The 17,369-nt window shown below is 70.3% G+C and carries 15 protein-coding genes; 11 read left to right on the forward strand and 4 right to left on the reverse strand.

The window, feature by feature from the left end; genetic code table 11:
- Positions 1-664: 664 nt before the first annotated feature.
- From FHS08_RS15110 to FHS08_RS15155, 10 genes are all read left to right on the forward strand, one after another.
- A complete protein-coding gene (locus FHS08_RS15110) occupies positions 665-1,033 on the forward strand; it encodes an ArsR/SmtB family transcription factor (RefSeq protein ID WP_167040974.1) in 369 nt (122 codons plus the stop codon).
- Positions 1,030-2,724, forward strand: coding sequence for a SulP family inorganic anion transporter (locus tag FHS08_RS15115; RefSeq protein ID WP_167040977.1), 1,695 nt, complete (start codon positions 1,030-1,032; stop codon positions 2,722-2,724). The genes FHS08_RS15110 and FHS08_RS15115 overlap by 4 nt, the downstream gene beginning before the upstream one ends.
- 73 nt (positions 2,725-2,797) lie before the next feature.
- Complete coding sequence (pepN, locus tag FHS08_RS15120) at positions 2,798-5,344, forward strand: aminopeptidase N (protein ID WP_167040980.1); 2,547 nt, start codon at positions 2,798-2,800, stop codon at positions 5,342-5,344.
- Positions 5,345-5,471: 127 nt separating this feature from the next.
- The gene (locus FHS08_RS15125; protein WP_167040983.1) at positions 5,472-6,383 is read left to right on the forward strand and encodes an ATP-binding cassette domain-containing protein; all 912 of its coding nucleotides are present in this window, start codon (positions 5,472-5,474) and stop codon (positions 6,381-6,383) included.
- Complete coding sequence (locus FHS08_RS15130) at positions 6,380-7,234, forward strand: ABC transporter permease subunit (RefSeq protein ID WP_167040987.1); 855 nt, start codon at positions 6,380-6,382, stop codon at positions 7,232-7,234. Before FHS08_RS15125 ends, FHS08_RS15130 begins: the two co-directional genes overlap by 4 nt.
- Positions 7,235-7,244: 10 nt before the next feature.
- A complete protein-coding gene (locus FHS08_RS15135) occupies positions 7,245-8,555 on the forward strand; it encodes a histidine kinase (protein ID WP_167040989.1) in 1,311 nt (436 codons plus the stop codon).
- Complete coding sequence (locus FHS08_RS15140; protein ID WP_167040991.1) at positions 8,552-9,211, forward strand: response regulator transcription factor; 660 nt, start codon at positions 8,552-8,554, stop codon at positions 9,209-9,211. Before FHS08_RS15135 ends, FHS08_RS15140 begins: the two co-directional genes overlap by 4 nt.
- 44 nt (positions 9,212-9,255) lie before the next feature.
- Positions 9,256-10,317: a mechanosensitive ion channel family protein gene (locus FHS08_RS15145; protein ID WP_167040994.1), complete on the forward strand. Its 1,062-nt coding sequence runs from the start codon at positions 9,256-9,258 to the stop codon at positions 10,315-10,317.
- Entirely contained in the window at positions 10,314-10,790 is a 477-nt protein-coding gene (locus tag FHS08_RS15150; RefSeq protein WP_170283159.1) for a globin, read from the forward strand. The genes FHS08_RS15145 and FHS08_RS15150 overlap by 4 nt, the downstream gene beginning before the upstream one ends.
- A 29-nt stretch (positions 10,791-10,819) precedes the next feature.
- Entirely contained in the window at positions 10,820-12,490 is a 1,671-nt protein-coding gene (locus FHS08_RS15155) for an FAD-binding dehydrogenase (protein ID WP_167040996.1), read from the forward strand.
- A 316-nt stretch (positions 12,491-12,806) separates the two neighbouring features.
- Here FHS08_RS15155 and FHS08_RS15160 read toward each other — a convergent pair whose 3' ends face one another.
- Positions 12,807-13,481, reverse strand: coding sequence for a DUF8185 domain-containing protein (locus FHS08_RS15160; protein ID WP_167040999.1), 675 nt, complete (start codon positions 13,479-13,481; stop codon positions 12,807-12,809).
- Positions 13,482-13,536: 55 nt separating this feature from the next.
- On the opposite strand from FHS08_RS15160, the gene FHS08_RS15165 reads away from it, so the two are divergent.
- The gene (locus tag FHS08_RS15165; protein WP_170283160.1) at positions 13,537-14,448 is read left to right on the forward strand and encodes an acyl-CoA thioesterase domain-containing protein; all 912 of its coding nucleotides are present in this window, start codon (positions 13,537-13,539) and stop codon (positions 14,446-14,448) included.
- 22 nt (positions 14,449-14,470) lie between these two features.
- On the opposite strand, the gene FHS08_RS15170 is transcribed toward FHS08_RS15165, so the two are convergent.
- The 3 genes from FHS08_RS15170 to FHS08_RS16625 form a co-directional block, all read right to left on the reverse strand.
- Positions 14,471-14,986, reverse strand: coding sequence for an acyl-CoA thioesterase (locus FHS08_RS15170; RefSeq protein WP_167041001.1), 516 nt, complete (start codon positions 14,984-14,986; stop codon positions 14,471-14,473).
- Positions 14,987-15,011: 25 nt separating this feature from the next.
- Complete coding sequence (gene ettA / locus FHS08_RS15175) at positions 15,012-16,691, reverse strand: energy-dependent translational throttle protein EttA (protein WP_167041827.1); 1,680 nt, start codon at positions 16,689-16,691, stop codon at positions 15,012-15,014.
- Between the two features lie 140 nt (positions 16,692-16,831).
- Positions 16,832-17,350 carry a DUF6993 domain-containing protein gene (locus FHS08_RS16625; protein WP_341800436.1) on the reverse strand — a complete coding sequence of 173 codons (519 nt, stop codon included), beginning with the start codon at positions 17,348-17,350 and terminating at the stop codon, positions 16,832-16,834.
- Between the last annotated feature and the right edge of the window lie 19 nt (positions 17,351-17,369).

The following is a 17,369-nucleotide window of genomic DNA, read 5'->3' on the forward strand; positions in this document are numbered from 1 at the left end:
TCGGCGCGATCGGCGTCGACGTCCAGTGGTTCATGGTGGAGTGGGTGCTGCCGTGCGGCGCGGCGGGGGCCGTCGTGATCGCCGCATGGCTCGTCGACGAGAAGCAGAGCGTCATCGAGAACATCGCTCCCGTGCTGACCCGCGTCTTCACTCCCCTGTTCACGGCGATGCTCCTCGCGCTCATCGTCGCCGCCGTCGTCCAGCGCGACCTCATCCAGTCGGACCGCGAGCTGCTCATCGTGTTCGACGTCGTGCTGATCGTCGTGCTGGGGCTGCTGCTGTACTCGATCTCGGCACGGGATGCCGCCCGCCCGCCGGGATGGTTCGAGAGGCTCCAGCTGGGGCTCGTCGGCAGCGCGATCGTCGTCGACCTCCTCGTGCTGGTCGCGATGCTCGGGCGGATCGGGGCGTTCGGGTTCAGCGCCAACAAGGTCGCCTCGCTCGGGCTGAACCTGATCCTGCTCGCGAACCTCCTCGGCTCCGCGTATCTGCTCGTCCGCTTCCTGCGCGACAAGCGGGGCTTCGACCGCCTCGAACGCTGGCAGACGGGCTTCCTTCCCGTGTACCTCGCCTGGGCGGCGCTCGTCGTGATCGTCATCCCGCCCTGTTCGCGTTCGTGTGACGCGCGGAGCCGTCGGCAAGGCTTCGGTATGATGACTTCATCATGCCGATATCACCGCGGCAGCGGCCGCTGTACGAAGTCAAGGCGAACCTCTTCAAAGGGCTGGCGCATCCGTTCCGCATCCGGATCCTCGAGCTGCTCTCGACGGCGCCCGAGCGCAGCGTCGCAGACCTGCAGTCGGAGACGGGCCTCGAGGCATCCCATCTCTCGCAGCACCTCGCGGTGCTGCGGCGGCACCGCCTCGTGGAGTCCGAACGGCGCGCGAGCCACGTCTACTACCGACTGTCCGACCCCGCCGTCGCCGACCTGCTGACGGCGGCGCGCACGCTCCTGCTCGGCGTTCTCCAGGCCGACGGCTCGCTGCTGGCCGATGCGCGCGACCTGCCGGCCCTGCCGGAGGCGACACGATGACGAACCCGGCCGTCCCGCTCCGTTCGCGCGTCGGCGCCTACCTCGCCGGCCTCGTCCCTCGCGCCTCGGACTACGCGCTCACGCGGCGGACGTGGCGCGCCGACCTGCTCGCGGGGCTCACGGTCGGCATCGTCGCGCTGCCGCTCGCGCTCGGCTTCGGCGTCAGCTCGGGCCTGACCGCCGAGGCCGGTCTCGTCACGGCCATCGTGGCCGGCCTGCTCGCCGCGGTCTTCGGCGGCTCGAACGTGCAGGTGTCGGGTCCGACGGGCGCGATGGTCGTGATCCTCGTCCCGATCGTCGCGACGCAGGGCGCCGCCGCCGTCGCGACTGTGAGCGTCGTCGCGGGGATCGTCGTCGTCGCGGCGGGCGCGCTGCACCTGGGACGTGCCGTGTCGTTCATCCCGTGGCCCGTCATCGAGGGGTTCACGCTCGGCATCGCCGTGATCATCTTCCTGCAGCAGGTGCCGCTCCTCCTCTCGCCCCGCACGGCGCACGCGGGCGACCACAGCCCGAACGCCGTCGTGGCCGCGGGTCAGTCCCTCACCGGCGCGGACTGGTCCTACGTGCCGTGGGCGCTCGGCGCCGCGGCGATCGTCGCCGCCTGCATGGTCGTCGCCCCCCGGATCCACCGCTCCCTCCCCGGCTCCCTCATCGGCATCGTCGTCGTGACGCTTCTCGCGTTCCTCCTGCCGACGCCGCTCGCCGTCATCGGCGTGCTTCCCGCCTCGCTCCCGGCGCCCGTCCTGCCGGCGCTCGACCCGGCTTCGCTCGGCGCGCTGCTCCTCCCCGCACTGACGGTCGCGGCGCTCGCCGCGATCGAGTCGCTCCTGTCTGCGCGAGTCGCGGCATCCCTCGCCGACACCGGCGCGTACGACCCCGACCGCGAGCTCGTCGGACAGGGCATCGCCTCGATCGGGTCGGGCCTGTTCGGCGGCATGCCCGCGACGGGTGCGATCGCCCGCACGGCGGTCAACGTGCGCTCCGGCGGACGCTCGCGGCTCTCCGCGATCGTCCACGCGGTCGTCCTGCTGCTCGTGGTCCTCATCGCGGCCGGACCGGTGGGGGCCATCCCGCTCGCGGCCCTCGCCGGCGTTCTCATGGTGACGGCCGTGCGGATGGTGCACGCGGGCACGGTCCGCGCGATCCTGCGCTCGACCCGCGCGGACGCCCTGGGTTTCGTGCTCACCGCGATCGTGACGGTGTCGTTCGACCTCATCATCGCCGTGCTGATCGGAGTCGTCGTCGCGGGGGTCTTCGCCCTGCGCAACCTCTCCCGGGCGACCGGCGTGCATCGCGAGCCGATCCCCGCGGATCCCGAGCCCGGCGACGACGGCATCGCGATCATCCGGTTCGACGGGCCCCTCTTCTTCGCCGCAGCCGATCGGGTCTTCGACACCGTCACGGCGCTCGGCGACGACGTGACGGTCGTCATCCTCCGGATGTCGCAGCTCGAGCTCGTCGACGCGACGGGCGCCCGCATCCTGTCCGACATCGTGCAAGCCCTCGAGAGGCGCGGCGTCACCGTGCTCATCAAGGGGGTGCAGGCCGGCCACGAGGAGCTGTTCCGCACCGTCGGCGTGCTCGACTCGCTGCGCCACCACAACCATCTGTTCGCCGAGCTGCCGCCCGCGATCGAGCACGCGCGCAGCCACATCCGGCGCTCCGACACGACGTCGCGCACGACACCGTAGGCTGGAACGGTTGCCGTCGTCGCCTTCCGCGGCGACAGTCCGGCAGACACGGAAGCCACACGGGAGTTCAGAAGTGCCTGGAGAGAACCTCACCCGCATCGAGGCGCAGGAGCGCCGCGCGATCGTCGACACGCAGTCGTACGACGTCGCACTCGACCTCACGAAGGGACCCGAGGTCTTCGGGTCGAGGACCCGCGTGCGCTTCGGCGCGGCCGAGGGCTCGTCGACCTTCATCGACCTCATCGCCCGCGAAGTGCGCTCGATCGAGCTCAACGGCCGTGCGCTCGACCCTGCGGTCGTCTTCGCCGACTCGCGCATCGCGCTCGTCGACCTCGCGCAGGAGAACGAGCTCGTCATCGACGCCGACTGCCTCTACACGAACACGGGCGAGGGCCTGCACCGCTTCGTCGACCCCGTGGACGGCGAGGCCTACCTCTATTCGCAGTTCGAGGTGCCGGACTCGCGCCGCATGTTCGCCGTCTTCGAGCAGCCCGACCTCAAGGCGACGTTCCAGTTCACCGTGACGGCCCCCGAGCCGTGGAAGGTCGTGTCGAACTCCCCCACGCCCGAGCCCAAGCGCCACGGCGACGGCGCGGCGACGTGGACCTTCGAGCCGACCCCCCGCATCTCGTCGTACATCACGGCCCTCATCGCCGGCCCGTACGAATCGACGTTCTCCGAGCTCACGAGCGCGTCGGGGCGTGTCATCCCGCTCGGCGTGTACGCGCGCAAGAGCCTCTGGCAGTTCATGGATGCCGACTACGTGTTCGAGAAGACGCGCCAGGGCTTCGCATACTTCGAGCAGAAGTTCGCGTACCCCTACCCGTTCGCGAAGTACGACCAGCTCTTCGTCCCCGAGTTCAACGCCGGTGCCATGGAGAACGCCGGGGCCGTGACGTTCACCGAGACGTACGTCTTCCGCAGCAAGGTGACGGATGCCGTCAAGGAGCGTCGCGTCGTCACGATCCTCCACGAGCTCGCCCACATGTGGTTCGGCGACCTCGTCACGATGAAGTGGTGGAACGACCTGTGGCTCAACGAGTCGTTCGCCGAGTGGGCGTCGACGATCGCGACGGCGGAGGCCACGGAGTGGACCGAGGCCTGGACGACCTTCAACGCGATGGAGAAGACCTGGGCGTACCGCCAGGACCAGCTCCCCTCGACCCACCCCGTCGTCGCCGAGATCAACGACCTCGAGGACGTCCAGGTCAACTTCGACGGCATCACCTACGCGAAGGGCGGCTCGGTCCTCAAGCAGCTGGCCGCATGGGTCGGCATCGACGAGTTCTTCGCGGGAGTCGCCGCCTACTTCGCGAAGAACGAGTGGTCGAACACGGAGCTCTCCGATCTCCTCGGCGAGCTGGAGACCACGAGCGGGCGCGAGCTCTCGTCGTGGTCGAAGAAGTGGCTCGAGACGGCGGGCGTCAATACGCTCTCCCCCGAGATCGTGACGGATGCCGCCGGGGTCATCACGCGCTTCGCGATCGTGCAGACGGCGCCCGCCGACTATCCGACGATCCGCCCGCACCGGCTCGGCGTCGGCTTCTACAGCCTCTCGGGAGACGCGCTCGAGCGGGTCCACCGCATCGAGCTCGACGTCGACGGCGATCTCACGGAGGTGCCTCAGCTGAAGGGCCTCACGCGACCCGACCTCGTGCTTCTCAACGACGAAGACCTCGCGTACGCCAAGATCCGTCTCGACGACCGGTCGCTGAAGACGGCGATCGAGCACCTCGGCAAGATCAGCGACCCGCTCGCTCGTTCGCTCGTATGGGGTGCGGCGTGGGATCAGACACGGGATGCCGAGGCCTCCGCCTCGGACTACGTCGACCTCGTGCTGCGCAACATCGGATCCGAGACCGAGTCGACGACGGTGCGGACCACGCTCGCGCAGCTGCAGCTCGCCGCCAACTCGTACGTCGCGCCCGACAAGCGCGCCGCGACCCGCGAGAAGGTCGCAGAGGGCCTCTGGGCGCTCGCACAGGCCGCCGAGTCGGGCAGCGACAGCCAGCTGCAGTTCGTGACGTCGTTCGCGAGCGCCGCTGCGACGCCCGGGCAGTGGGACAGGGTACGTCAGGTGCGCGACGGCGTCGTGGCGTTCGAGGGCCTCGAGATCGACACCGACCTGTCGTGGCAGCTGCTCGTGTCGCTCGCGGCGGGAGGCCTCGTCACGGTCGCCGACATCGACGCGGCCCTCGCAGCCGACAACACGGCCAAGGGCGGAGAGTTCGCTGCGCAGGCGAAGGCCGCACTCCCGGATGCCGCGGCCAAGCGCGTCGCGTGGGACTCGCTCGTCGAGAACGACGACCTTCCCAACACCATCGTGCGCTCCGCAGCGCTCGGTCTCGTGCACCCCGCCGGCGTCGAACTGCTGGGCGGTTTCGTGCAGCCCTACTTCGACATGCTCCTGCCGATCTGGGAGTCCCGCTCGTATCAGATCGCGCAGTACCTCATCGTGGGCCTCTACCCGGCCCCGCTCGCGAACGTCGCGCTGCGCGACGCGACGCGCGCGTGGCTCGCCGCGAACGTCGACGCCCCCGCGGCGCTTCGCCGACTCGTGGGCGAGAACCTCGCGGGCGTCGAGCGCGCCCTCTCGGTGCAGTCCCGCGACGCGGAGTAGCACGCACGACGGATGCCCCGGCGCTGGTTCGCCGGGGCATCCGTCGTTCTGCGGTATCGGTCGCGGAGGCGGAGACGGCACTGCGGGAGGACGCGCGCCGACGCCCTCGCTCTCTACCGTCGAAGGCATGATCACAGCAGAAGGCCTCACCAAGAGGTTCGCAGACAAGACGGCCGTCGACGACGTGTCGTTCACGGTTCAGCCGGGAAGGGTCACGGGCTTCCTCGGGCCGAACGGCGCCGGCAAGTCCACGACGATGCGCATGATCGTCGGGCTCGACCGCCCCACAGCGGGCCGCACGACCGTCAACGGCGCTGAGTACGGGCGCCATCGCGCGCCGCTGACGGAGGTCGGCGTGCTGCTCGACGCGAAGGCCGTGCACACGGGACGCACGGCGCGCAGCCATCTGCGGGCGATGGCGGCGACGCACGGCATCCCGAACTCACGCGTCGACGAGGTCATCGACATCACGGGCATCGGCTCGGTCGCAGGCAAGCGCGCAGGCAAGTTCTCGCTCGGCATGGGTCAGCGGCTCGGCATCGCCGCCGCCCTCCTGGGCGACCCGCACACGCTGATCCTCGACGAGCCCGTCAACGGACTCGACCCCGAGGGCGTGCGCTGGGTGCGCCAGTTCGTGCGGCACGCGGCATCTGAAGGACGCACGGTGCTCCTGTCGAGCCATCTCATGAGCGAGATGGCGCAGACCGCAGACCACGTCATCGTGCTGGGGCGCGGCAAGGTGCTCGCGGATGCCGATCTCGGCGACCTGGTGCGCGCCTGGACCACCCTGGGCGTGCGGGTGCGCAGCCCTCGTGCGGCAGAGCTCGCCGCGGCGATCGCCGGCCCCGCCGTCGAGATCGTCACGACGAGCCCGGAGACCCTGGACGTCGTGGGAGTCCCCGCCGCGCGCATCGGCGACCTCGCCGCCGAGCGCGGCATCCCCATCCACGAGCTGACGCCCACGACGGGGTCGCTCGAAGACGCCTACCTCGCTCTCACGGGCGAGTCCGTCGAGTACCACTCCAAGGAGATCGCATGACCGCCCTCGCCTCCGCGGCACCGCAGACGCGGGCCGCCTCGCCGTACCGCCTCTCGTTCCCTCATCTGCTGCGCAGCGAATGGATCAAGCTGTCCACGCTCCGCTCGACCTGGTGGTCGATCGGCGTCGTCGTCGTGCTCTCGGTCGGCGTCTCGCTCCTCATCGCCGGCGCGCTGACGTCGTCCGCCGCGATGGCGGAAGAGGCAGGGGGAACCGTCACGATCGATCCGATCATGGCGGTGCTGAGCCCGACGCAGTTCACGATGCTCTTGGCCGGCGCGCTCGGCGCCATCGCGATCACGGGCGAGTACTCGACGGGGATGATCCGCTCGAGCCTCACGGCCGAGCCGCGCAGGGGTGCCGTGCTCGTCTCGAAGGCCGTCGTCGTGGCCGCGCTTCTCGGCGTCTCGAGCCTCGTCGTCTTCGCGATCTCGATCGTCGCGACGGCGCCGATTCTGCGCGACACGCCCGTCGACTGGAGCGATCCGTCGGCATCGAGCATACCGGTGCTCTACGGCGCCCTGGCGATGGCGGTGTTCGCGCTCATCGGGCTGTCGTGGGGGTTCATCCTGCGCAACGGACCTGGTGCGATCGCGGCGACCGTGGGGCTGCTGTTCGTGCTGCCCATCGTGTCGAGCATGTTCCCGTACGGCGATCCGTCGTGGCAGTGGATCCACGACCTCGCCGATCATCTGCCGATGTTCGCAGCCCAGGCGCTCATGATGCCGGGGCAGGAGTCCAGCATGACGGGCGCGGGAATGACGGATGCCGTCGCCCTTCTGACGCTGGGCGCGTGGGTCGCCGCGGGTCTGCTCGGCTCGTGGGCGGTCCTGCGCACACGTGACGCGTAGAGTCGAGCCCGTGCCGAACGGGTCCAGCCGCAGCTCCGCCGTCCACCCGGACGCGGAGCTGCGGCTCCCCCGTCCGCCGGGTGTCATCCGCCAGTTCTGGGCGCGGCATCCGCTCTTCACCGACATCCTGATCGCCGGCGCGTGGCTCCCACTGTCGATCGTCCCCTTCGTCTCGTACACCTCATCGATCGAGCCGGGCACGGGCGGGTACGCCCGCACTACGGTGCCGGTCATCGAGTCGGCGGCTGTCACCATCCTCGTCGTGATCGCGTGCGCGACCCTTCTCCTGCGGCGACGGCTGCCGCTCATCCCGTTCGCGATGGCCGTGCTGGTGCAGCTCTCCTTCCTCGTCGTCCCGACGACCGCCGGCACGCCGCTTCTTCTCATCACGGCCTACTCCATGGCCGTCTATCGATCGAACCGGGCGTGCTGGGCGGGATTCGGGATCGCCGTCGGGGTCGTCGCCATCGTCGCGGCTGCCTCCGCATCGTGGGGCGGGGTCGCCGTGAGCACGGCGTCGAACGCGGTCATCCTCACGATCGTCTTCGGCCTCATCGGGTCGCTCGTGGGCGTCAACGTCGGCAACCGCAAGCGCTACATCGAGGCCGTCATCGACCGCTCGCGGCAGCTCCTCGTCGAGCGCGACCAGCAGGCGCAGCTCGCCGCAGCCGCCGAGCGGACGCGGATCGCGCGCGAGATGCACGACATCGTCTCGCACTCGCTCACCGTCGTCGTCGCTCTCGCCGAGGGCGCCGCCGCGACGGACGACCCGGTTCGCGCACGCGAGGCGATGGATGCCGCATCCGCGACGGCGCGCACGGCGCTCGCCGAGATGCGCGCGACGCTCGGCGTGTTGCGCACCGACGACCCGGGCGCCCCGCTCGTGCCCGCCGAGCCCGTCTCGCCGCAGAGCACGGTCGCCGCGGCACAGCGCGCGGGCTTCCCCGCCACGCTCACGGTGACGGGCGACGACACGTCCCCGCCGGTGGTCCGCTATGCGACCGGCCGCATCGTGCAGGAGGGCGTGACCAACGCGATGCGCCATGCCCGGCTCGCGACGCAGATCCGCGTGCGGATCGACCGCTCGCCGACCCGCGTGCGGATCGAGATCATGAACGACGGCGCGCACGGCTCTGCGTCGGAGGGCGGCTTCGGCATCCGCGGACTCGTCGAGCGTGCCGCGCACGTCGGCGGGACGCTGCATTCGGGCCCCGCGGGCGGGGGCCGCTGGCTGCTGCACGCCGACCTGCCGTTCGTCGCGCCGCCGGTGCCGCAGGATGCCTCCCCGGTGCCGCAGGATGCCGCCGAGGCCTCCGCATGAGCGACCGCATCCGGATCCTCCTGGTCGACGATCAGGAGCTCATCCGTGTCGGATTCCGGCTCGTCCTCGAGGCCGAGCCCGATCTCGCGGTCATCGGCGACGCGGCAGACGGCGCCGAGGCGATCCGACTCGCCGCGGCGCTTCGCCCGGACGTCGTCCTGATGGACATCCGGATGCCGGGGATCGACGGCATCGCCGCGACGGCTTCCATCGTGGGAGACCTCCCCGAGACGCGCGTGCTCGTGCTCACGACGTTCGACCTCGACGAGTACGCGCTGGGCGCGATCGAGGCGGGCGCCAGCGGCTTCCTGCTCAAGGATGCGCAGCGGCACGAGCTCTCCGCGGCCGTTCGGGCGGTCCACCGCGGCGACGCGATACTCTCACCCAGGGTCACCCGGATGCTGCTCGACCGCATGGCGCCGCATCTGGCCGCCGCGCCGCCCGACCCCCACCCGGCGGCGCAGCTGACCGAGCGGGAGCGGGACGTCTTCCTCGCGATCGGCCGCGGAATGACCAACGCCGAGATCGCGGCATCCCTCTTCCTCAGCGAGTCCACTGTCAAGACGCACGTCGGGCGGGTCCTCGCCAAGCTGGACGCGCGCGACCGCGTCCAGGCCGTGATCCTCGCACACGAATGGGGACTCGCTCGCCCCTGACCGCCCCCAGATCACGAGGAGATGTGCTCGGTAGGATCGAGACGATGATGACCGTTCCCCCTGACACGCCGCTCGCCGACCCTGGCTTCTGGGCAGAGGTCGGCGCGTTCTTCGCGCAGGTGGGCTGGAAGCTCGCCGCCATCGTCGGCATCATGGTCGGTGCCTACGTCCTGACCTGGCTCCTGAGGTTCGTGATCAGGAGAGTCGTCAATCGCATCGTCTCAGGCGCCAAGAACAAGGCCAACGTCGACGACACGCAAGCGCTCGAGCGCTCGCCGCTGGCCGCGGTCAGACTCGTCCAGCGCACGCGCACGCTCGGATCGATCCTGCAGAACATCGTCAACGTCGCGATCGTCATCGTCGCGATCATCCTGATCGTCAATGTCATCAACGACGCGATCCTCGGGTCTTTCGCGCTGCTCACCGCCGCGATCGGCGCGGGCCTCGGCTTCGGCGCGCAGAACATCGTCAAGGACGTCCTCAACGGCATCTTCATCGTCGCGGAAGACCAGGTAGGCATCGGCGACGTCGTCGATCTCGGCCTCGCGACCGGCATCGTCGAGTACGTGAGCGTCCGCGTGACGCACGTGCGCGACGTCAACGGCACGCTGTGGTACGTCCGCAACGGCGAGATCCTCCGCATCGGCAACATGTCCCAGGGCTGGTCGCGCGTCATCATCGACCTCGCGGTGCCCGTCGACGCCGACATCGGAGAGGTCGAGCAGACCATGCTGGATGCCGCGAAGGGCCTCGCGAAGGATCCCAAGTGGCGCACGCGCGTCCTCGAGCAGCCGGAGGTGTGGGGCCTCGAGTCCGTCTCCGGCGATGCTCTCGTCATCCGGCTCGTCATGAAGACCCGCGCCAACGCGAAGGACGACGTGGCACGCGAGCTGCGCATGCGGCTCAAGCACGCGATCGACGAGCTCGGCCTGACGCTCCCGCAGCTGAACTCGATCACGCTCACGGGCCTGGAGGGGGCGCAGCGCGTGCGCGGAGCCAACCCGCCCAGGACAAAGCCGCATCCCGTCACGCCGGACAAGCCCGTCTGGAAGCCGAAGAAGGGCGGCTCCGGCGCCGCTCCCGACGACGGCGACACGACGCCATGACCGACGCATCCGTCCCCATGAGCTTCTACGACGAGGTCGGCGGCCACGAGACGTTCGTGCGACTCGTCGCCGCGTTCTACCGGGGCGTCGCGACCGACGAGGTCCTTCGACCCATGTACCCCGACGCCGACCTCGGTCCGGCCGAGGAGCGCCTGCTCATGTTCCTCGAGCAGTACTGGGGCGGCCCCACGACCTACGGCGAGCGCCGCGGCCACCCGCGGCTGCGGATGCGCCACGCCGCGTTCCACGTCGATCCCGCCGCTCGTGACCGCTGGCTCCTGCACATGCGGGCGGCCGTCGACGAGCTGCAGCTGCCGCCGCTGCATGAAGCGACGCTGTGGGACTACCTCCAGCGCGCCGCCCACGCGATGGTGAACACGTTCGAACCCTCGGGCATCGGACCGGCGGCGGGCGGGCGGGATGGTGCATCCCTCCCCGTGACGACGCGCCCGCCGCACGAGCCCACCGCCTGATCCCACCCCGCGCGACGAAGGAGTCGACCATGCCCCCTGCACCCACCACCCGCACGACCGACGTGCTCGTCATCGGGTGGGGCCTGGCCGGCCTGGTCGCCGCGAGCGAGGCCGTCGCCGCGGGCAGACGCGTCGTCATCGTCGACCAGGAGCCCCGGACCAATCTCGGCGGTCAGGCGTGGTGGTCGTTCGGCGGGCTGTTCTTCGTCGACTCGCCCGAGCAGCGCAGGTTCGGCATCAAGGACTCGCTCGAGCTCGCGCGCCAGGACTGGTTCGGCACGGCCGGCTTCGATCGCGACGAGGACGCCTGGCCTCGCCGGTGGGCAGAGGCATACGTGAACTTCGCTCACGGCGAGAAGCGGGCGTGGCTGCGCGAGAAGGGCGTCGGCTTCTTCCCCGTCGTCGGCTGGGCCGAGCGGGGCGGCTACACCGCGACGGGTCCTGGCAACTCCGTGCCGCGCTTCCACATCACGTGGGGCACCGGTCCCGGGCTCGTCGCGCCGTTCCAGGCGGCGGTCGAGGAGGGTGAGGCCCGCGGCCGTCTCACGATCCTGCAGCGACACCGCGTCACGGCCCTCACGACAGCCGACGGCGCCGTCACGGGCGCGACAGGGGACATCCTCGCGCCGTCCGGCACGGCACGCGGCTATGCGACCACTCGCGAGGTGGTCGGCTCGTTCGAGATCACGGCGGGCGCGACGATCGTCTCGTCCGGCGGCATCGGCGGCAACCACGACCTGGTCCGCACGCGCTGGCCCGAGCGTCTCGGCACACCTCCCGAGACGATGGTCACGGGCGTCCCCGCCTACGTGGACGGCTCGATGCTCGCCGTCACGGAGCATGCGGGAGCGCGGCTCATCAACGGCGACCGCATGTGGCACTACGTGGAAGGCATCCAGAACTGGGATCCGGTCTGGCCGGGGCACGGCATCCGGATCCTCCCGGGGCCATCGTCCGTGTGGCTCGACGCGACGGGTGCGCGTCTTCCCGTTCCCCTCTTTCCGGGCTTCGACACCCTCGGTACGCTCGCGCACCTGCGGAGCACCGGGCACGACCATTCGTGGTTCGTCCTCTCGCAGCAGATCATCGAGAAGGAGTTCACGCTCTCGGGAAGCGAGCAGAACCCCGATCTCACGGGCAGGGACCTGCCGCTCCTCATCACGTCGCGACTGGGCAGGGGCGCAGCGGGACCCGTGCAGGCGTTCATGGACGAGGGCGCCGACTTCGTCGTGCGCGACAGCCTCGACGACCTCGTCGCCGGGATGCGCGCACTCCCGGGCGGCGATGCCCTCGACCCCGAGCTCGTCCGGTATGAGCTCGAGGCGCGCGATCGCGAAATCGACAACGACTTCACGAAGGACGCGCAGATCGCGATGCTGCGCTCCGCGCGCGCCTACCGCGGCGACAGGCTCATCCGCACGGCGACGCCGCACCGCATCCTCGATCCGGCGGCCGGACCCCTCATCGCTGTGAAGCTGCACATCCTGACCCGCAAGTCGCTCGGCGGCATCGAGACCGACCTCTCCGCGCGGGCCCTCGCCCCTGGCGGCATCCCCGTTCCCGGTCTCTACGCGGCCGGCGAGGCGAGCGGATTCGGGGGCGGCGGCGTGCACGGGTATCGCGCCCTCGAGGGCACGTTCCTGGGGGGATGCCTCTTCTCGGGCCGTACGGCGGGTCGCGCTGCTGCCGCCTCGGTCTGAGCCGTGCGACATCGAGCCGCCGCGGGCAGTGCCCCCGTCCGATGACGGGGATGACGGGATCGCGGGCGGATCCTCGCGCGGGCACCGGCATCCGCTCGCACTCGCGCTTCTGCCGTCCGAGCGACCCTCCCTGAGCACGCGGCGAGGGCCGTCCGCGCGACGAGGGGATCACTCCCTCGCCACGACGAGCGAGCGGGCGAAGGCGACCGCAGCGGCCGGGGCGCGGCTCGACACTCGACAGGAACCGTGCCGTCGTGGCGGGCGACGCGGTCGGCGTGCACTCCCCGGCGCGGGGCGCCGGCGGGGATGCTCGCTGTCAGCGCGGCGTGCCGGTGGTCCGCACGGGCGTCAGGCCCGTCCGCACGGGTCCTCGCACGAGCACGTGGCCGCGAGCGAGCGTCAGGCGCGTCCACGCGCCCGCGGTGCGGCGCTGGGCCTGCTCGTCACCCGCGATGAAGCCGAGGCCGAAGGCCGCGAACGCGACTCCGAGCGGCAGACCCCCGAGCGCGTCGTCGGGCACGCCCCACACGGATGCCCGGATCGTGCGCACGATGTCCTCTCCCGGGTCCTGCGGCATCGCCTCGGCGACCGCGGCGATCCCCCACTGCGCCCGTGTCGCGAGGACGGATGCCGCGACCGCCCCGTCCTCGCTCCAGCCGCCGCGCGGAGGCGACACGCCCGCCCACGGGGGCGCGAGACCCGTCTCAGGCAGGACGACGGCTCGCCCGTCGTCGGGTGCTGCGACGAGCTCGGATGCCTCGACCACGAGGTCGCACACGAGTTCTGCGTCGACGCGGAGCACGCGCAGCCCGAGCACGGTCGGCGTGCTGTCGAGAAGTCCCCGTGGCGCGAAGGGCGCCGACGTCATCGCGAGCACGCCGTCCGCGGCACGCAGTCGGACGGCGCCGTCTCCGAGCCGCGCAGCGCGACTCGCGAACGTCAGCGCGTCGGCTGCGGCGTGGTGGTCGGGGAACAGAAGGCGCTGCGACATCCGCCCTAAACTACCAAGCGAAGCCGCGGCATCCGCTCGCGAGACGGGAGACACAGTGACCGACGCCGCCACCGACGCGTCAGCGCGGACCGAGGATCCCATCGCTTCGCTGCTCACGGTGCTCGACCTCGCCGACAGCGACGCCCGCACGACCGAGGACATCTTCACCGGTGTGTCCCAGTCGATGCCGCTCGGACGGGTGTACGGCGGCCAGGTTCTCGCCCAGTCGATCATCGCGGCGTCGCGCACGCTCCCCGAGCAGCGCACGGCGCACTCGATGCACGGATACTTCCTGCGCCCCGGCGACTCGTCGAAGGGCATCACGTTCGCCGTCGACCGCATCCATGACGGACGCTCGTTCTCGACGCGCCGGACCCAGGCGTATCAGGAGGGCGTTCCGATCTTCTCGATGATCGCGTCCTTCCAGGACGAGGATCCGGGCATCGAGCATCAGGCCCCCATGCCCGACGGCATCCCCGGTCCGGACGACGTCTCCGACGACGAGGATCACCTCACGGGGCTGCACCCCATGTCGAAGCGGCTCTTCACGGATCGGCCGGTCGACCTGCGGCACGTGACCAAGCCGATCTACACGTCGGTCGAGGGCGAACGCGTTCCACGGCAGGCCGTATGGATGCGCACCCGTCGGCCGCTGCCCGACGATCCCCTCCTCCACCGCGCGGCTCTCGCGTATCTGAGCGACCTGACGATCCAGGAGTCCGTCCTCCGCGCGCACGGCGTCCCGTGGGCGACCCCGGGGCTCAAGGTCGCGAGCCTCGACCACGGCATGTGGTGGCACCGCTCAGGGCGTGTCGACGAGTGGCTGCTGTACGTGCAGGAGTCCCCGAATGCGCTCGGCGGCCGAGGTCTCGCGACGGGGCGCATCTACACGCGGGAAGGGCTGCTGCTGGCCACCGTCGCTCAGGAGATCATGGTGCGCGTGCCGGAGTCCGGCCCCGCGGGGTGAGTCGGCTCGTCCTCGACGGTCGTCAGCGCCGGTGGGTGTAGACGATCGGGTCGTCGACGTACGGCGACCAGGCAGCGCGCTCCTCGGGCGACAGCCTGAGCGGGCGGCCGGTCGCGGCATCCACCTTGACGACGATCGACGTGGCCCGCGCATACACCGTCTGTCCGCCGCTCCGCTCCGCCGTCTCGAGGGGGCTGCGCACTTCGTAGCAGACCTCGATGCTCGATCCGCCGAGCGCGCCGAACCACAGCTGCACGTCGAGGGGATGCCGCTGGTACGGCACGGGCGCGAGGTATTCGATCTCCTGGCGCGCGATGAGGGTCAGGACCCCGCTGTGCAGCCCGGATTCGAGGACCGCCGTCGCGGGTGCCGTCTCTCCCGCCTCGGGCAGCCAGAAGGCGCGCACGCGCGCCTCTTCGAGGAGCTTGAGCATCGACGTGTTGTTGACGTGATTGAACGCGTCGAGGTCGCCCCATCGGAGCGGGATCGGCACGTGGAGACGTGTGCCGCCGCTCGGCTTCTCGGCCGTGTCGCTCATTCGGTCACCCGTGCCCGTCGCATCGTCAGTCGCGCGTGAGCTTGCGGTACGCCGACCGGTGCGGCTTGGCGGCATCCGGGCCCAGTCGTGCGATCTTGTTCTCCTCGTAGGCCTCGAAGTTGCCCTCGAACCAGTACCACTTGTCGGGATCGTCGTCGGTGCCCTCGTAGGCGAGGATATGCGTCGCGATCCGGTCGAGGAACCACCTGTCGTGCGTGATCACGACGGCGCAGCCGGGAAACTCGAGCAGAGCGTTCTCGAGCGACTGCAGCGTCTCGACGTCGAGGTCGTTCGTCGGCTCGTCGAGAAGCAGCAGGTTGCCGCCCTCCTTCAGCGTCAGCGCGAGGTTGAGCCTGTTGCGCTCGCCGCCGGAGAGGACGCCGGCCTTCTTCTGCTGATCCGGGCCCTTGAAGCCGAACTTCGAGACATACGCGCGGGACGGGATCTCGATCTTGCCGACGGTGATGATGTCGAGGCCGTCCGAGACGACCTCCCACAGCGTCTTGCTCGGGTCGATGTGGGAACGCGTCTGGTCGACGTAGCTGATCTTGACCGTCTCGCCGATCTTGAGGTCGCCGCCGTCGAGCGGCTCGAGGCCCACGATCGTCTTGAAGAGCGTCGTCTTGCCGACGCCGTTCGGACCGATGACGCCGACGATCCCGTTCGGGGGCAGGCTGAAGCTGAGTCCGTCGATGAGCGACCGGCCGTCGAAGCCCTTCCGGAGTTTCTTCGCCTCGATGACGATGCTGCCCAGCCGCGGACCCGGCGGGATCGTGATCTCCTCGAAGTCCAGCTTGCGCGTGCGGTCGGCCTCGGCCGCCATCTCCTCGTAGCGTGCGAGCCGTGCCTTCGACTTCGCCTGGCGGCCCTTCGCGTTCGAGCGCACCCAGTCGAGCTCTTCCGCGAGCCGCTTCGCGAGCTTGGCGTCCTTCTTGCCCTGGACCTCCAGTCGCTCGCCCTTCTTCTCGAGGTAGGTGGAGTAGTTGCCCTCGTATCCGATGAGCCGGCCGCGATCGACCTCGGCGATCCACTCCGCGACGTTGTCGAGGAAGTACCGGTCGTGCGTGACCGCGATGACGGCGCCCGCGTACTTCTGGAGGTGCTGCTCGAGCCAGAGCACGCTCTCGGCATCGAGGTGGTTCGTCGGCTCGTCGAGGAGCAGGAGGTCGGGCTTCTGCAGGAGGAGCTTCGTGAGCGCGACGCGACGCTTCTCACCACCCGAGAGGTTCGAGACGGATGCCTCGCCCGGAGGCGTGCGAAGGGCGTCCATCGCCTGCTCGAGCTGCGAGTCGAGGTCCCAGGCGTCGGCTGCGTCGATCTCCTCCTGGAGCACGCCCATCTCGGCGAGCAGCGCGTCGAAGTCGGCGTCGGGGTCGGACATGAGCGCCGAGATCTCGTTGAAGCGATCGACCTTGGCCTTGATCGCGATGCCCTCCTGGATGTTCTCGAGCACCGTCTTGGACTCGTCGAGGACGGGCTCCTGCATCAGGATGCCGACGGTGAATCCGGGTGTGAGCTTCGCCTCCCCGTTGGACGGGTGGTCGAGGCCCGCCATGATCTTGAGGATCGTCGACTTTCCGGCGCCGTTGGGACCCACCATGCCGATCTTCGCGCCCGGGAGGAACGCCATCGTGACGTCGTCGAGGATGAGCTTCTCGCCGACCGCCTTGCGGGCGCGGACCATCTGGTAGATGTACTCGGCCATACCTGTTGCCACTCACTCCTCGATATCGAACCCGACCCTCAAGCCTACCGGGCACATGCCCGGGGTCCGGCCAGCCGATCGCCCGTGGTGCCGCCGGTACGGGATGCCGACACCGGGCGGTCGCACCGGGGCGGCGTCCGTCACCAGTCGATGGGGCGGGTGCGCCCGACGAGGCACGTCCCACCCTCGAGCCCGGGGACGATCGTGGTGAAGGGAGCGCCCGTCGCCGGGCCTACCTGCCCGATGAGACACTCCGAGCCCCAACGGATCGAGAACTGGATGCTCTCGGCCGGATTGCCGACCGTCGACTCATCCGGTGTCAGCTGCATCGCCGACTTGTCGAAGCCCGCCGCGACGAGCGCGTCGACATACGCGCGCCCCTGCACCTGCTGCGGAGAAGCCCACACGGCGTCGACCACGCTCGTGAAGAGCGGGAGGTTGGCCTCGGCCGTGCCGTTCTGATCCAGGACCGGTCCGGTCGGGGTAGGGCTCGGGGCGGGAGACTCGCTCGGCGTCGCAATGCCGGTCGGCACGCCGGACGGCGATGGGATCGGCGCCGGCACGGAGCATCCGGCAAGGCCGAGCACGACACCTGCCGCGATCGTCGCGACCGTCGCCGCGGCGGCCAGACGCGCGAGCGGATCGGGGCGGCGGGACACGGAACCGAGTCTATGGCCG

This window comes from Microbacterium ulmi, from assembly GCF_011759705.1.
Classification (GTDB): domain Bacteria; phylum Actinomycetota; class Actinomycetes; order Actinomycetales; family Microbacteriaceae; genus Microbacterium; species Microbacterium ulmi.

What these genes read in the sequence shown, in the direction of transcription:
- FHS08_RS15110 (WP_167040974.1), top strand. Translation starts at nt 665, where the DNA reads ATGCCGATATCACCGCGGCAGCGGCCGCTGTACGAAGTCAAGGCGAAC.
- FHS08_RS15115 (WP_167040977.1), top strand. Translation starts at nt 1,030, where the DNA reads ATGACGAACCCGGCCGTCCCGCTCCGTTCGCGCGTCGGCGCCTACCTC.
- FHS08_RS15125 (WP_167040983.1), top strand. Translation starts at nt 5,472, where the DNA reads ATGATCACAGCAGAAGGCCTCACCAAGAGGTTCGCAGACAAGACGGCC.
- FHS08_RS15130 (WP_167040987.1), top strand. Translation starts at nt 6,380, where the DNA reads ATGACCGCCCTCGCCTCCGCGGCACCGCAGACGCGGGCCGCCTCGCCG.
- FHS08_RS15140 (WP_167040991.1), top strand. Translation starts at nt 8,552, where the DNA reads ATGAGCGACCGCATCCGGATCCTCCTGGTCGACGATCAGGAGCTCATC.
- FHS08_RS15145 (WP_167040994.1), top strand. Translation starts at nt 9,256, where the DNA reads ATGATGACCGTTCCCCCTGACACGCCGCTCGCCGACCCTGGCTTCTGG.
- FHS08_RS15150 (WP_170283159.1), top strand. Translation starts at nt 10,314, where the DNA reads ATGACCGACGCATCCGTCCCCATGAGCTTCTACGACGAGGTCGGCGGC.
- FHS08_RS15155 (WP_167040996.1), top strand. Translation starts at nt 10,820, where the DNA reads ATGCCCCCTGCACCCACCACCCGCACGACCGACGTGCTCGTCATCGGG.
- FHS08_RS15160 (WP_167040999.1), bottom strand. Translation starts at nt 13,481, where the DNA reads ATGTCGCAGCGCCTTCTGTTCCCCGACCACCACGCCGCAGCCGACGCG.
- FHS08_RS15170 (WP_167041001.1), bottom strand. Translation starts at nt 14,986, where the DNA reads ATGAGCGACACGGCCGAGAAGCCGAGCGGCGGCACACGTCTCCACGTG.
- ettA (WP_167041827.1), bottom strand. Translation starts at nt 16,691, where the DNA reads ATGGCCGAGTACATCTACCAGATGGTCCGCGCCCGCAAGGCGGTCGGC.